Here is a 14,576-nt window from a genome sequence, read left to right on the forward strand (position 1 = left end):
TCAGTGAATCTTCTGAAGGGTTGGTCGTTGCAGATGCCTGCCGACCGGTTGCGTGCTGACCAGGCCGGTCGAGGAGTCGGTGCTGACCTCGATCCGGATCCCGTAGGTCTCGGACAACGCGTCCGCCCGCAGTACTTCGGCCGGCGTACCGGTGGCGCGGATCGTGCCCTTGTCCAGCAGCGCGATCCGGTCCGCGACGGCGGCGGCCTGGTTCAGGTCGTGCAGCACGACGCCGACGGCAACGCCGTGGTCGTCGGCCAGGTCGCGCATCAGGTCGAGGATCTCGATCTGGTAGCGCAGGTCGAGGAAGGTGGTCGGCTCGTCGAGCAGCAGGACGCCGGTGTCCTGCGCCAGACAGGTGGCCAGCCAGACGCGCTGGAGCTCGCCACCGGACAGTTCGTCGACGGCCCGCTCGGCCATTGCGGTAACACCGGTGACGTCCATCGCGTGGTTGATCGCCCGGTTGCCATCGGGATCGTCGTGCCGCCAGCGACCGCGGTACGGATGCCTGCCGTACCCGACGACGTCGCGAACACTGACCCCGTTCGGGGTCGGCCGCGACTGTGAGAGCAGCGTCACACGACGCGCGAACTCTTTGGACGACAAGGCAAGCGCCGACTCGCCACCGGGGAACTCAATGTCCCCCGCGTCCGCCTTGTGCAACCGAGCCAGGGCACGCAGCAGCGTCGACTTGCCACTACCGTTCGGGCCCACGAGCGCGGTGACAGCGGCAGGCGCAACCTCCAACGAGGCCCCGTCCACCACCTGCTTCCCGTGATACCCGAGACAAAGCCCAACCCCAGCCAGCCCCACAGACTCCTGCATGGCCCGAAGGATAGCCTCACCTAACAACGAATGTCAGCCTCACAACCAGCAACCAACCGACTACAGCTTGCCCCCTCCCGGCCCGCGACCATTTCGGCGGTCAACCCCTCAGATTGTGGGTTGCCACCCGGGAATCCGAGGTGGCAACCCACAAGTTCGGGGGTTGACCGCCGAAATGGGTCAGAGGGTTGCGGCTAGTTCGGTGCCTTGGGAGATGGCTCGTTTGGCGTCCAGTTCGGTGGCCAGGGCGGCGCCGCCGATCAGGTGGGCGGTGGTTACAGCGTCGGCTAGGTCGCGGACGGGTTCTTGGCCGGCGCAGATGACGATGGTGTCGACGGGGAGGACTCGAGGGTTCTTGTGGTCGGGGCCGAAGGTCAGGTGGAGGCCTTCGTCGTCTATGCGTTCGTAGTTGACGCCGGTGAGTTGTTCGACTTGCTTGTTCTTCAGGGCTGCGCGGTGGACCCAGCCGGTGGTTTTGCCGAGGCCGGCGCCGATCTTGCCGGGTTTGCGCTGGAGCAGGAAGACCTGGCGGGGGGACGGTTCGGGGTGCGGCTTGGTGAGGGCGCCGGGTGCTGAGCGCGGGTCGGTGACACCCCATTCGGCCTTCCAGGCGGTGAGATCCAGGGTCGGTGAGTCCAGAGTGGTGAGGAATTCGCTCACGTCCACGCCGATTCCCCCCGCGCCGATCACCGCGACCGTCTTGCCGACCGGGCGGCCGTGGCGGACGACGTCGACGTACGACAGGACCTTCTCGTGGTCGATGCCTGGGATCGTGGGGATGCGCGGGACGACCCCGGTGGCGAGGATCACCTCGTCGAAGCCTTGGAGGTCGGCGGCGACGGCGCGGTGGCCGAGATGGACCTTCACGCCGGTCAGCTCGAGGCGGCGTTCGTAGTACCGGATGGTTTCGGCGAACTCCTCCTTGCCGGGGATTCGCCGGGCGATGCCGAACTGGCCGCCGATCTCGTTGTCGGCTTCGAACAGTTCGACCTCGTGACCGCGTTCGGCGGCGGTCACCGCGGCGGACAGTCCAGCGGGACCAGCGCCGACGACGGCGATCCTGCGGGTACGACGGGTCGGTAGCAGCACCAGTTCGGTTTCGCGGGCGGCGCGCGGGTTCACCATGCAGCTCGCCTTGCGCTTGGCGAAGACGTGATCCAGGCAGGCCTGGTTGCAGGCGATGCAGACGTTGATCTCGTCCGCCCGGTTACTAGTTGCCTTGAGCACCCACTCCGGGTCGGCCAGGAACGGGCGGGCCATGCTGATCAGATCCGCGTCGCCGCGCGCCAGCACCTCTTCGCCGACCTGCGGCAGGTTGATCCGGTTCGAGGTCACCACCGGGATCTGCACGTGCGGCCGGAACGACGCCGTGATCGAGGTGAACGCAGCGCGCGGTACCGAGGTGACGATGGTCGGCACCCGCGCCTCGTGCCAGCCGATCCCGGTGTTGATGATCGACGCGCCGGCCGCCTCGATCTCCTTGCCCAGTGCAACAACCTCGTCCCAGTCCTGGCCGCCTTCGACCAGGTCGGCCATCGAGAGCCGGTAGATGATCAGGAAGTCCGGACCGACCCGTTGCCTGATGCCCCGGACGATCTCGACGGCGAGCCGGCGCCGGTTCTCCGCGCTGCCACCCCACCGGTCCGTGCGCTTGTTGGTCCGCTCGGCCAGGAACTGGTTGATGAAGTATCCCTCGGATCCCATGATCTCGACGCCGTCGTACCCGCCTTCGCGAGCCAGCGCGGCGCAATCGACGTACGCCGCGATCTGTCGCCGGACGCCCCGATCCGACAGCGCGCGCGGTTTGAACGGGTTGATCGGCGCCTTCAAGGCCGACGCCGAGACGCTGAACGGGTGGTAGGCGTAGCGCCCCGCGTGCAGGATCTGCAGAGCGATCAGCCCGCCCTCGGCATGCACTGCATCGGTGACCAGACGGTGCCCGCGGGCCTCCCGGCGCGAGGTCAGTTTCGAGCCGAAAGGCGTCAGCCAGCCGGTCCGGTTCGGGGCGTAGCCGCCGGTGACGATCAGGCCGACGCCGCCGCGAGCCCGCTCGGCGAAGTACGCGGCGAGCTTGGGCAGGTCCTTGGCGCGGTCCTCGAGACCGGTGTGCATCGAGCCCATGATCACCCGGTTCTTGAGGGTGACGTGGCCGAGGTCCAGCGGGGCCAGCAGGTGCGGGTACTCGCTCATGCCTTCGCCTCGCTGGCGCTCGGCTCCGGCACGAGCGAGAGCTCGGCTGTGTCATTTGTTCGCTCGCTACGCTCGCTCATGCCTTCGCCTCGCTGGCACTCGGCTCCGGCACGAGCGAGAGCTCGGCTGTGTCATTTGTTCGCTCGCTACGCTCGCTCATGAGGTGCGCTCCGATCGCATCGCCTGAATGACTTCGTCGCACCAGGCCACGAAGGACTCCTCCGCACGGATGCCACCGCGCAGGACGAGGTATTGGTGCAGTTCACGGCCGTTGAGCTTGCCGGGCTTCGGGAAGTCTCGTCGCTGGATGCCGCGATAGACCTCGAGTCGGGTGGCATGGTCGGCCCGATGCCGCTCGACTTCCCGCAGTACTGCGGACGTGTCGCCGAGGGACGCCCCTCGCAACTTCACCCCCAGCCCGTCGCGCAGGATCGCCGGTTCGACGGGCTCGGCCAGCCAGCGGGTGAGCTCTTCCCGGCCGGCCTCCGAGACCTCGTAGACCTTCTTGTCCGGGCGGCCGTCCTGCGCGATCTCCTGGTGGGTCACCCAGCCGGCCTCGTCCATCCGGCGCAGGACCCGGTAGATCTGCTGGTGGGTGGCCGGCCAGAAGTAGCCGATCGACCGGTCGAAGCGGCGGGCCAGCTCGTAACCGGACCCGGCGCGCTCGGTCAGCGAGACGAGAATCGCGTGCTCAAGGGCCATGCGGCAGACCATACCTATGCAACGAGTTGCACTGCACCTGATTGCAACCCACTTCACACGTCCACGCCGGCACTGAGCGCTCCTGCGGTTGGCCGGATACGGGAGAATGGTTGCAGACGCCAGCTATTGCGGGGAGCGGAGAATTTCCATGGACCACCCGACCAGGACCACGTTGCCGGGTATCGGCACCCGGTACGACCTCACCACCGACGGCGGCAAGCACGTCTCGCTGGTGGTGCACACCGACGGCCGGCGGTTCCTGGGCTTTCACGATCCGGCGGACGACGACAGCTGCCTCAACAGCGTGCCGCTCGACCCGGCCGAGGCGACCGCGCTCGGCCGGTTGCTGATCCCTGCCCCGATCGAACCGCTGCACGGCGACATCGAGATCGACCTCGTCACCGAACAGATCCCGATCACCGGCCGTTCCCCGTACTCCGGCCGCACGCTCGGCGACACCCAGGCCCGCAGCCGGACCGGCGCGTCGATCGTGGCGGTGCTGCGCCGGACCGGGGCGGTGCCGTCGCCGGCTCCGGACTTCCGATTCGCGTCCGGCGACATGATCGTCGTGGTCGGTACCCGCGAGGGTGTCGACGCCGTCGCCGAGCTGATCACGGGAGGCTGAGATGCACAACACCACAGCCCTGCTGATCGAGCTGGGCGCGGTACTGCTTGCCCTCGGCATCCTCGGCCGGATCGCCGGCCGGGTCGGGTTCTCGCCGATTCCCCTTTATCTGCTGGCCGGGCTGGCCTTCGGGCACGGTGGCTTGTTGCCGTTGGCAGCCTCGGAGGAATTCGTTGCCACCGGCGCCGAGATCGGCGTCATCCTGCTGCTGTTACTGCTCGGGCTCGAGTACACGGCGGCCGATCTGGTCGGCACGCTGAAGACGCAGTACGTGTCCGGTGTGGTGGACTTCCTGCTGAACGCGTTGCCCGGCGCGGCTGTTGCGCTGCTGCTGGGCTGGGGACCGGTCGCGGCCGTGGCGCTGGCCGGCGTCACCTGGATCTCGTCGTCGGGCGTGATCGCGAAGGTGGTCGGCGATCTCGGTCGGCTGGGCAACCGCGAGACCCCCGTCGTACTGGGGATCCTTGTCCTGGAAGACCTGTCGATGGCGGTCTATCTGCCGATCCTGACCGCGCTCCTGGCCGGCGTCGGATTGGCCGGCGGCAGCGTGACGTTGCTGATCTCGCTCGGCACAGTGAGCGTCGTCCTGTTCGTTGCCCTGCGCTACGGCCGGGTGATCAGCCGGGCCGTCTCCTCGGACAACCCCGAGATGCTGCTGCTCGTCGTACTCGGGCTGACGCTGCTTGTCGCGGGTATCGCGCAGCAGCTGCAGGTGTCGGCCGCGGTCGGGGCGTTCCTGGTCGGGATCGCGTTGTCGGGTGAGGTCGCGAAGGGTGCGCGCAATCTGCTCAGCCCGTTGCGGGATCTGTTCGCCGCGGTGTTCTTCGTCTTCTTCGGGTTGAGCACGGATCCGGCCGACATTCCGCCGGTGCTGGGGATCGCACTGGCGCTCGCAGTACTGACCGCGCTGACAAAGATCGCGACCGGCTGGTACGCCGCGCGCCGGGCCGGGGTGAAGGCCGCTGGTCGCTGGCGCGCCGGCGGGACGTTGGTGGCGCGAGGTGAGTTCTCGATCGTGATCGCCGGGCTGGCCGTCGGTGTCGAACCACGCCTCGGACCGCTGGCGACGGCGTACGTGCTGATCCTGGTCATCGTCGGCCCTCTCACCGCCCGCTTCACCGAACCGGTCGCCCGGAGGATCACCAACCGCCGCAAGCCGCAAGACCCACCACTGCGGGAACGCCTGGACGACCCCGTCAACACCACCAGCTGAAACTGGCTGTCAGCGGGGGTGGTTCGCTCGCTGGTCGACGGCGGCTAGTTCGACGGTCTGCGTGATTCGGTTGAGGCGGGTCTCGGGGCGCTTGGCCAGGGCGATCCATTCGAGGATGCGGCGCTTGGACGAGGGCGGGAAGGCGGCGAAGTTCTTCGCGGCCTCCTCGGACCGGTCGAGCTCTGCCTGGAGGTCGGCGGGGATCACGCCGTTCTGCGCCTCGGCCAGGCAGTCCCAGGTGCCGGTGCGGTGGGCGAGGTCGAGCAGTTCCTGACCGGGCGCCTCCATCAGACCAGCGGCGAGCAGCTTCTCGACGCGGTCGCGGTTGATCTGGCTCCAGGTACTGCGCGGGTTGCGCGGCGTGAACGTCTGGTAGGTGCTGCTGTCGTCGCGCCGCAGCGTCTTGCTGTCGATCCACCCGAAGCACAGCGCGTGCTCGACCGCCTCGGCCAGGTTGATGCCACGTCCGTCGCGACGCACGATGACCCACACCGACCGCTCGGTCCGCCCGTTCTGCCGCAACCACGCGCGCCACTCCTCGACCGTCGCCGGCTCGAACGCCTCGTCGTCGGTGACTACCTGCTTGGCCTTGACCTGTGTGCTCATAGGAACAGCATGCACCCGATAAGTGCTCACCCAATGAGCACTTTGTTCAGAAAAGTACGTCGGCCCGTTCGTGGTCGAGCAGCCGCTGTTTGCGATCCAGCCCGCCGCCGTACCCGGTCAGGCTGCCGGTCGAGCCGATCACCCGGTGGCACGGCACGATGATGCTGACCGGGTTCTTCCCGTTGGCCAGCCCGACCGCTCGCGAGGCGCCCGGCACCAGTCCGAGTGAGGCGCCGAGCTGCCCGTACGTCGTGACTTCGCCGTACGGGATGTCTTGCAACGCCTCCCACACGCGCTGCTGGAACGGCGTGCCGGTCAGTTTGAGCGGTACGTCGAAGGTGGTGCGCTCGCCCGCGAAGTACTCCGCCAACTGCTGCTTGACCGTCGCCAGGATCGAGTCGTCACGCAACCCGAAGGTCTCCACTGGTGGAAGATGCCGTTGCTTCTCCATGTAGAGGCCGGCCAGCTCCCCGCTCTCGGCCGCGACCAGAGTCAGCGGTCCGATCGGACTGTCGATCACCGCGTACGTCACTGCGAGGACTCCCACTGCGCTCGGCTGATCCGGTAGAGCACGTGCCGCTGCAGCCGATGACCGGCCGGCAGCCGCGGGTGGTCGAAGTCCTCGGCGTGCGTCATGCCGATCCGCTCCATCACCCGCTGGGACGGCTTGTTCGTCGTGGCGGTGAACGAGACCAGCTCCTCCAGCCCGGCCGGCCCGAACGCGTACGCCAGCGAAGCGCGCGCCGCCTCGGTCGCATAACCGTTGCCCCAGGCATCCTTCGCCAGGCGCCAGCCGATCTCGACGGCCGGCAGGAAGTGTGCCTCGAAGCGCGGCACCGCCAGGCCGGTGAACCCGATGAACTGCCCGGTCTCCTTGACCTCGACCGCCCACAGCCCGAAGCCGCGCTCGGCGAACAACGCCTCGGCCCGCTCGATCACGGCATCGCTCTCGGCCCGGGTGCTCAGCGCCGGGAAGTGCTCCATCACGACGGGGTCGGCGTTCATCGCCGCGAACGGTTCGTAGTCGCTGTCCTTCCACTGCCGCAGCAGCAGGCGGTCGGTGATCAACTCAGGGCGGTGGTTCGGGGCTGTCATCTCACTCCGCGATCTCGACGGCAGGGATCTTGTTGATGGCGTGGTCGCCGGTCGCCCACAGGTACTGCACGGCGTACGCGCGCCACGGCCGCCAGGCCCGCGCGTGCGCCGTCAGCGCTTTGGGTGCCTCCGGCAACCCTAGCTCGCGGGCGGCGTACTTGATGCCCAGATCGCTGGCCACGAAGGCGTCCGGGTCGCCGAGCGCGCGCATCGCGATCGACTCGACCGTCCACGGGCCGATGCCGGGCAACGCCGCCAACTGCTCGCGAGCCTTGTCCCAGTCGCTCCCCGCTCCGAGGTCGATCTCCCCCGCGGCCAGGGTGGCGATCAGGGTGGTCAGGGTCGTACGCCGGGACTTCGGAAAGGCGAGCGTCTCGGGGTCGAGCTCCGCCAGCGACTCCATCCGCGGGAACAGATGCGTCAGGCCGCCACCCGGGTCGTCGATGGGATCACCGTGAGCCTGCACAAGCCGGCTCGCATGAGTCCGCGCAGCAGCCGTCGACACCTGCTGCCCGAGCACAGCCCGTACTGCAAACTCCTCCCCGTCGACCGTGTGCGGCACTCGCCGGCCCGGCGCCTTCTCGATCAGCGGCGCGAGCACGGGATCGGTCGCGAGCAGGTCGTCGACCGCGACCGGATCCGCGTCGAGATCGAGCATCCGGCGGCAGCGGCTGATCGCGATCGCCAGGTCGCGCTGATCGGTGAGCGACAACTGACAGGCGATGTGATCCGGCATCGGCCGCAGCGCGACCACACCATGCCCGTGCGGCAGCCGCAACGTCCGGCGATAAGCACCACCACGCCACTCCTCCACCCCCGGTACGCCGGTCGCGATCAGGTGCCCGAACAGGTTGTCCGGCGTCAGCGGCTGGCGGAACGGGAGGCGCAGCGAGATCGTGCCAGGAGTGGCGCTCGCGTTCGGGCGCTTGGCCCTGGCGCGCAACTCGCTCGGCGACAACGCGAAGACCTCCTGCACCGTCTCGTTGAACGTCCGCACGCTCGAGAAGCCCGCCGCGAAAGCGACATCGGCGAGCAGCAGCGAACTGGTCTCGATCAGCAGCCGCGCGGTCTGGGCCCGCTGTGCCCGAGCAAGTGCGAGGGGCCCGGCCCCGAGCTCGGCTTGCAACTGCCGCTGCACCTGCCGAACGCTGTAGCCGAGCTGGGCAGCCAGGCCCGGTACGCCGTCGCGGTCGACCACGCCTTCGCCGATCAACCGCATCGCGCGCCCGACCAGGTCGGCCCGGTCGTTCCACTCGGGCGACCCCGGGCTGGCGTCCGGCCGGCATCGCTTGCAGGCGCGGAACCCGGCCTGCTGGGCGGCCGCGGCACTCGGGTAAAACCGCATGTTCTCGACTTTGGGCGGCACCACCGGGCAGCTCGGCCGGCAGTAGATCTTGGTGGTCAGGACAGCGGTGAAGAACCAGCCGTCGAACCGCGCGTCCTTCGACTGGACCGCTCGCACGCATCGCTCGACGCATTCATACACGTCCCCCAGCATCCCTGCCGGCACCGACAGTTTCTAGCGGAAATACGCCATCGAAGTGCTCAGCGCGTCGAGCGCCGGTCCCGACGTGGCGGAAATGCGACCTCAGGATCCGGTGCCGCATTTCCGCCAGCCCGGCGGCTCCCGGGCCGGTGAACTGGAGTCAGTCAAGACCCCACCGGACAACGAGAAAGTGGTACCGAGCGATGACTGAACTGACTGGCAAGCTGGCACTGGTGACCGGCGGAAGCCGCGGGATCGGTGCGGCGGTGGCCGTCGCGCTGGCCGACCGGGGCGCCGATGTCGCGATCACCTACCACAGTTCGCCGGACGATGCGGCCGCGGTGGTCAAGCAGATCGAGGCGGCCGGACGGCGCGGGTTCGCGATCGAGGCCGACGCCGCGGACGCCGGCGCGGTCGCCGCGGCGGTCACCCGCGCGCACGAAGTACTGGGCGGGCTCGACCTGTTCGTCAACAACGCGGGCGTCGGGTCGGTCGGGATGATCGACGACGTCGCGCTCGAGGAGCTCGACCGGGTCCTCGCGATCAACGTCCGCGGCCCGTACGTCGCGGCGCAGGCGGCGTCCCGCGTGCTGGCGGACGGTGGGCGGATGATCCACATCGGCAGCTGCATCGCCGAGCGCAACGCCGGCCCGGGGATGAGCCTGTACGCGATGAGCAAGTCGGCGGTGGTCGGGATGAACAAGGGCCTCGCCAGGGATCTCGGCGCCCGCGGCATCACCTCGAACGTCGTCCAGCCCGGCCCGACCGACACCGCGATGAACCCGGCCGACGGCCCGTACGCCGGAGCGCAGCGCGCGCACCTCGCCTTCGACCGGTTCGGCACCCCTGACGAGGTCGCCGCAGCCGTCGTCTACCTGGCCGGCCCGGCCGCCTCCTATGTCACCGGCACCGAACTGACCATCGACGGCGGTCACTCCGCCTGACAGAACTGTCGGTCCGCCCGCCTGGTCCGCCTGGCAAAACTGTCGGTCCGCCTGGCTAGCTTGGCGGCATGCGTTTCTCTGTCACTTTCGGAGCGGTTGGTCCAGGTCGCGATCCCCGCGGCCTGGGCGAACTCGCCCGGATGGCCGAGGACTGTGGCTGGGACGCCGTCTTTCTGGAGGACTACCTGACCTACCAGGGCGACGCGTCCCAGCCGACCTACGACCCCTGGATCTGCCTGGCCGCGATGGCCACCGCAACTTCACGAATCACCCTCGGTACGACGGTCACCCCGGTGCCCCGTCGTCATCCGTGGAAGCTCGCCGCCGAAGCTGTCGCACTGGACCACTTGTCAGGCGGCCGCTTCGTCCTGGGCGTCGGAATCGGCGATCCCAACGATCTCTGGGACCAGCCCACCTCTGCCCGGGTACTGGCAGAGAAGCTTGACGAGGCCCTGGAGATCATCTCCCGTCTCTGGTCCGGGCAGCCGGTGCATTTCCAGGGCAAGCACTACCGGCTCGATGGTGCGCAGTTAACCGCTCGGGCGGTTCAGCAGCCACGCATTCCGATCTGGGTCGGCGGCAACCTTCTCGTTCCCGCGGTCCGCCGCAGAATCCTTCGCTGGGACGGATGCTGCGCATACAAAGGCACCCCGGCCGCACCGGAGAAGCTGACCCCGGACGATGTTCGCCTGTTGCTCGCGGAGCGGGCGGCGTTCGTCGTACCGGGGGCCGTCGGGTTTGCCGCCGATCCGGGCCGTTTCGACGTCAAGGTGAGCGGCGGGGATGCCGCGGAGTTCGCTGCGGCGGGGGCGACCTGGTGGGGGCGGTGGATCGCGCCGGGGCCTCGCCATGAAGCCGAGGCCATCCTCCGGGCGGGCCCGCCCAACCTGACCTGAGTTCTGGTCCTGAGCTCCGGACCTGGGCACCAACCGTTGACAGGGAAAGCAGTTGGGGTGAGACTGCGATGGCGTTTGAACGTTAAAACGCTCGTCCTCAGGTGCAGCGGAGGGGGTTTGTCGTGGCTACGCTGAAGCAGGTTGCGGCTCATGCGGAGGTTTCGGTGCAGACCGTCTCCAACGCGCTGAACGCACCCCACCGACTCCGGCCGGACACCCTCCGGCGGGTGACGCGGTCGATCGAGTTGCTCAACTACCGGCCCAATCGTATCGCGCGCAGTCTGCGGACCAGCGCCGTCGAGCTGATCGGGTACTGCGTCCCCAGCTGGCCGAACGGGCAGGCGCATCTGGTGATGGACCAGTTCCTGCACGCGCTCTGCGCCTCGGCCGAGAGCAGCGGGCGGCACATCCTGCTGTTCACCGCCCCGGTCGGGGTCGAGGGCATGCCGGTGTACGAGGACCTGCACGCGCGTCGCCTCGTGGACGGGTTCGTGCTGTCGCAGACCGAGACGCACGATCCGCGGCACGGCTGGCTGAAGGAGCAGCAGATCCCGTTCGTCTCGTTCGGCCGGGTCTGGAAGCAGTCCACCCAGCCTGGCCCATGGGTCGACGTCGACGGGGCCGGCGGATGTGCGGCCGCGGTCCGCCATTTGCACGAGACCGGGCGGCGCCGGATCGGCTTCCTCAGTTGGCCGAAAACCTCCGGACTCGCGGAGGACCGGCTGACCGGGTGGCAGAGCGCCTGCCGCGAGCTCGGGCTTCCGGCTGGTCGCGAGCTGGCCTTCCACTGCCCTGAGGACACCATCGACGAAGGTGCCCGCGGTACTGCGGAACTGCTCGACGCGGATCCCGGGATCGACGCGATCGTTGCCATCAGCGACATTCTCGCCCTCGGCGCGTTACGCGAACTCACCCGGCGTGGGCTCACTGCCGGCGTGGATGTAGCCGTCACCGGGTTCGACGACTCACCGCTTGCTTCGGTGGTGTCTCCTGCGCTGACCAGCATCCGGCAGCCGATGGACCAGATCGCCACCGAGCTGATCGACATCCTCACGACGCCGGCTCAGGCCGGCGCCACCGAACGACTCCTGCAACCGGAGCTAGTAGTCAGGGGCAGTTCAGCACCTGGCTGACACGAAGGAGAAACGTCATGACACTCCGCCCTGTCGGACGAACCAGAAGACCAACCAGACGACGGTACGCCGGTGCGGGTGGGTTGATCGCCGCGGCTACTGTCCTTGCGATCAGCGGGATCCCGTCCATCGCGTCCGCCGGAGGGTCAACGGCCGACCGTGGTCCAGGGTCGGGCACCGGAGTACTGGCGAATTCTGAAGCTGACCTGACCGGAGCGCGACATGGCTCCGGAGTGCAGGGCACTGAGCCCGTGGCGCCGCAGGCCGCCGGATCCGCGGTTGGAGCGCGGCATGGCTCTGGGGTGCAGGGCACTGAGCTGTCCGAGTCCAGCCGGTTGGGGGATCGGCGGTCTTTGGTGGTGGGGGATCGGGGTTATGCGATGGGGGCCGAGAACGGGTTGTATCCGGCTACCGGGTGGCATACGCGCGGGGAGATGGGTGGGATCTGGACTCCTCCGATCAAACTGCTGGACGGGATCTGGTTTGGGGTGGACGGGGCTTGGCTCGGGAAGGATGTTGCGGCTGCGAAGTACACGAGTGGGCATGGGTACCAGCGGATCAGCTACCCGAGTACCGTCAGCGTTGAGCGCACCGACTTCGTGCCCGACGGCATCCGCGCGACGCTCGTCGGTCTGACTCTCAAGTCCAGCAAGGCGAAGACGGTCAAGCTCGACGTCGACGCGCACTCCGAGCTCATGCCGGCCTACCCGTGGGGCTGGACGACCCCCAACGCCGGCCAGATGAACCTGCCCGACAGCGGCTCGTACGCCGACGGCACGCTGCGGTTCCGCGACCAGGGCACCCCGCCAGTGCCCAACGCCGCCGCGCATGACTACAACGCGATCGTCGGCTCGTCCCGTCGCCCGACAGCACACGCACTCGGCGCAAACCATCGCGGACCGCAGGACCCAGCGGTCGTCTGCCCAGCCGAAGGCACTCCACCCGCGCACTGCGACGACAGCGTTTTCGGCAAGGGCACCGGCGGACGCCTCACCTACACCGTCGACCTCAAGCCCGGCCGTACGACGACAGTGTGGTTCGCCGTCGCTGGATCAGACGACGGCAAGGCCGCAGCGCAACGCGAGTACAAGCGGGCCATCAGCAACCCCGAGAAGTTGCTGCAGGCAAAGAAGAAGAGCCGGGCCGCGATCGACGCGATGACGACAGTGGACCTGCCTGGTGACCGGCTACTGCAGCAGAGCGTCGAGTGGAGCAAGCAGAACCTCGCGGACTCCGTCCAGGAAGCGCGCAACCTGCAGATCCGCGACGTCAACGAAGGCAAGGCGTACCCCGCACCGGTCGGTACCGTCGACACCGCGCGCTGGTTCGGCGCCGGCTTCCCCGACTACCCGTGGCTGTTCGCGACCGACGGCGAGTACACCGCGTACGCCGCGGTGGCGGCCGGCCAGTTCGACACGGTGAAGGAACACCTGCGGGCCCTGCGCGACGTGAGCGACCTGCTCAACAACCGCAGCGGCAAGGTCGCGCACGAGGTGATGCCGACCGGGGACGTGTACTTCGGCTCCAACACCAGCGCGGGCAACACCGACGAGACGGTGAAGTTCCCCAGTGCCGTCGCGCTGCTGTGGCGATGGACGGGTGACAACCGGTTCCGCGACGAGATGTACGACTTCAGCGTGCGCAACCTCAAGTACGTCTACCGCGACCTGGACAGGGACAGCGACGGCTGGCTCGAAGGCCTCGCGAACGTCGAGCGTAGTGGGATGGGCTCGGAGAAGCTCGACAGCACCGTGTACCTCGCCCGCGGTCTGCGCGATCTCGCGGACCTGGCGGCATCGCGCCACGACGGGCCGGTCCAGCGGTGGGCGACGGCCAAGGCGATCGACGTGGAGAAGCGGTTCGAGTCGCAGTGGTGGGTCGAGAAGGCCTTCGGGTACGCCGACTCGATCGACGACCCGGCGAACCCCGCGAACGACAACACGCCGATCTTCCAGCGGCATTGGACCGGCGTGACCCCGATGGAGGCCGAGCTGGTCCGCCCGGGGCAGCCGACCACTCCCCTGGCCTCTCCCGAGCACGCCAAGATCGCGCTCGACCAGCGCGAGAAGCCTTGTTACACAGGCGAATTCGGACTGTTCCACACCGGCACCGGACCGACCGCTGATCCAGCGGGCAACCCAGGCCCGTCGTGCGACACCGTCGTCTCGGCCGTGAAGAGCGAGCGCGCCATCTTCTCGCTCAACACCTCGATCATGGCGGTTGCCGAGGGCAACTTCGGACGGCTCGGCAAGAACCAGCAGCAGGTCTACACCACCGGCAACGCGCGGATCCAGCTGGACCCGAAGGTCTGGGAGACGCCGGGCGCGATGCCGGAGATCGCGCCGTCACCGGACGCCCCGGCGAACATCGACCGGCCGTTCACCGACCGCTCGATGGCCCTGCAGGCCTGGGGCGCATACGGCGTCCTGTGGCCGGTCGTGCACCAGCAGCTCGGGGTCGACCCGGATCTCGGGCACAGGAAGGTGGCCGTCGTCCCGCAGCTTCCGGCCGGGCAGCAGAAGGTAGCCGGGAGCAACATCCGGCTCGGCCGTGGCTCTGTCGACGTCTCAGCATCCCTTGTGGGTAAGGAACTTCGGACCGATGTCCGCAGCAAGGGGCTGCGGGCAACCATGACGGTCGGCGCGGTGCTGCCCGCGGGCGCGAAGGTGGGTTCGGTAGCGCTCGACGGTCGCGCGGCGCAGTACCAGTTGGTGACGACGGCGCGGGGTACTGAGGTGCGGGTGGCCGCTCGGGGGCCGCACGCGATGCTGCGGGTCACTCTTCGCTGAGACCCACCCCCGACAAGGCCGGCCGGTGCACTGAATGGTGCACCGGCCGGTTCCGTTATGCACGGAAAGAAG

Annotated in this window: 13 protein-coding genes; 6 read left to right on the plus strand and 7 right to left on the minus strand. The window is 68.4% G+C overall.

Going from position 1 to position 14,576, the window contains the following annotated elements; genetic code table 11:
- The 3 genes from ACQPYM_RS34935 to ACQPYM_RS34945 form a co-directional block, all read right to left on the minus strand.
- On the minus strand, window positions 1-825 hold the full coding sequence (locus tag ACQPYM_RS34935; protein WP_433009273.1) for an ABC transporter ATP-binding protein: 825 nt from the start codon (window positions 823-825) through the stop codon (window positions 1-3).
- Window positions 826-1,005: 180 nt separating this feature from the next.
- Window positions 1,006-3,015 carry an FAD-dependent oxidoreductase gene (locus ACQPYM_RS34940; RefSeq protein WP_433009276.1) on the minus strand — a complete coding sequence of 670 codons (2,010 nt, stop codon included), beginning with the start codon at window positions 3,013-3,015 and terminating at the stop codon, window positions 1,006-1,008.
- Between the two features lie 156 nt (window positions 3,016-3,171).
- Complete coding sequence (locus tag ACQPYM_RS34945) at window positions 3,172-3,717, minus strand: PadR family transcriptional regulator (protein WP_433009279.1); 546 nt, start codon at window positions 3,715-3,717, stop codon at window positions 3,172-3,174.
- Between the two features lie 148 nt (window positions 3,718-3,865).
- Here ACQPYM_RS34945 and ACQPYM_RS34950 point away from each other — a divergent pair, with 148 nt between their 5' ends.
- A complete protein-coding gene (locus tag ACQPYM_RS34950) occupies window positions 3,866-4,342 on the plus strand; it encodes a cation:proton antiporter regulatory subunit (protein ID WP_433009282.1) in 477 nt (158 codons plus the stop codon).
- A 1-nt stretch (window position 4,343) separates the two neighbouring features.
- A complete protein-coding gene (locus tag ACQPYM_RS34955; protein ID WP_433009285.1) occupies window positions 4,344-5,555 on the plus strand; it encodes a cation:proton antiporter in 1,212 nt (403 codons plus the stop codon).
- 9 nt (window positions 5,556-5,564) lie between these two features.
- On the opposite strand, the gene ACQPYM_RS34960 is transcribed toward ACQPYM_RS34955, so the two are convergent.
- Genes ACQPYM_RS34960 through ACQPYM_RS34975 form a run of 4 tightly spaced genes read right to left on the minus strand, consistent with a single transcriptional unit; the run spans window position 5,565 to window position 8,718 of the window.
- Window positions 5,565-6,161: a YdeI/OmpD-associated family protein gene (locus ACQPYM_RS34960; RefSeq protein WP_433009288.1), complete on the minus strand. Its 597-nt coding sequence runs from the start codon at window positions 6,159-6,161 to the stop codon at window positions 5,565-5,567.
- A 46-nt stretch (window positions 6,162-6,207) separates the two neighbouring features.
- Entirely contained in the window at window positions 6,208-6,693 is a 486-nt protein-coding gene (locus ACQPYM_RS34965; protein WP_433009291.1) for a methylated-DNA--[protein]-cysteine S-methyltransferase, read from the minus strand.
- On the minus strand, window positions 6,690-7,256 hold the full coding sequence (locus tag ACQPYM_RS34970; protein ID WP_433009293.1) for a GNAT family N-acetyltransferase: 567 nt from the start codon (window positions 7,254-7,256) through the stop codon (window positions 6,690-6,692). Before ACQPYM_RS34970 ends, ACQPYM_RS34965 begins: the two co-directional genes overlap by 4 nt.
- Before the next feature lies 1 nt (window position 7,257).
- Window positions 7,258-8,718, minus strand: a complete 1,461-nt coding sequence (locus tag ACQPYM_RS34975) for an AlkA N-terminal domain-containing protein (RefSeq protein ID WP_433009296.1) — start codon at window positions 8,716-8,718, stop codon at window positions 7,258-7,260.
- 227 nt (window positions 8,719-8,945) lie between these two features.
- On the opposite strand from ACQPYM_RS34975, the gene ACQPYM_RS34980 reads away from it, so the two are divergent.
- From ACQPYM_RS34980 to ACQPYM_RS34995, 4 genes are all read left to right on the plus strand, one after another.
- Window positions 8,946-9,686: an SDR family NAD(P)-dependent oxidoreductase gene (locus ACQPYM_RS34980; RefSeq protein WP_433009299.1), complete on the plus strand. Its 741-nt coding sequence runs from the start codon at window positions 8,946-8,948 to the stop codon at window positions 9,684-9,686.
- 68 nt (window positions 9,687-9,754) lie between these two features.
- Complete coding sequence (locus ACQPYM_RS34985) at window positions 9,755-10,582, plus strand: LLM class flavin-dependent oxidoreductase (protein WP_433009302.1); 828 nt, start codon at window positions 9,755-9,757, stop codon at window positions 10,580-10,582.
- A 122-nt stretch (window positions 10,583-10,704) separates the two neighbouring features.
- A complete protein-coding gene (locus tag ACQPYM_RS34990; protein WP_433009305.1) occupies window positions 10,705-11,715 on the plus strand; it encodes a LacI family DNA-binding transcriptional regulator in 1,011 nt (336 codons plus the stop codon).
- A 434-nt stretch (window positions 11,716-12,149) separates the two neighbouring features.
- A complete protein-coding gene (locus tag ACQPYM_RS34995) occupies window positions 12,150-14,504 on the plus strand; it encodes a glycogen debranching protein (RefSeq protein WP_433009308.1) in 2,355 nt (784 codons plus the stop codon).
- Window positions 14,505-14,576 lie beyond the last annotated feature (72 nt).

It is taken from the genome of Kribbella sp. CA-294648 (assembly GCF_050943845.1).
GTDB lineage: Bacteria > Actinomycetota > Actinomycetes > Propionibacteriales > Kribbellaceae > Kribbella.

Bases quoted from the DNA above. Each gene is read 5' to 3' on its own strand.
- ACQPYM_RS34935 (WP_433009273.1), bottom strand. From the start codon at position 825: ATGCAGGAGTCTGTGGGGCTGGCTGGGGTTGGGCTTTGTCTCGGGTAT.
- ACQPYM_RS34940 (WP_433009276.1), bottom strand. From the start codon at position 3,015: ATGAGCGAGTACCCGCACCTGCTGGCCCCGCTGGACCTCGGCCACGTC.
- ACQPYM_RS34945 (WP_433009279.1), bottom strand. From the start codon at position 3,717: ATGGCCCTTGAGCACGCGATTCTCGTCTCGCTGACCGAGCGCGCCGGG.
- ACQPYM_RS34950 (WP_433009282.1), top strand. From the start codon at position 3,866: ATGGACCACCCGACCAGGACCACGTTGCCGGGTATCGGCACCCGGTAC.
- ACQPYM_RS34955 (WP_433009285.1), top strand. From the start codon at position 4,344: ATGCACAACACCACAGCCCTGCTGATCGAGCTGGGCGCGGTACTGCTT.
- ACQPYM_RS34960 (WP_433009288.1), bottom strand. From the start codon at position 6,161: ATGAGCACACAGGTCAAGGCCAAGCAGGTAGTCACCGACGACGAGGCG.
- ACQPYM_RS34970 (WP_433009293.1), bottom strand. From the start codon at position 7,256: ATGACAGCCCCGAACCACCGCCCTGAGTTGATCACCGACCGCCTGCTG.
- ACQPYM_RS34980 (WP_433009299.1), top strand. From the start codon at position 8,946: ATGACTGAACTGACTGGCAAGCTGGCACTGGTGACCGGCGGAAGCCGC.
- ACQPYM_RS34985 (WP_433009302.1), top strand. From the start codon at position 9,755: ATGCGTTTCTCTGTCACTTTCGGAGCGGTTGGTCCAGGTCGCGATCCC.
- ACQPYM_RS34995 (WP_433009308.1), top strand. From the start codon at position 12,150: ATGGGTGGGATCTGGACTCCTCCGATCAAACTGCTGGACGGGATCTGG.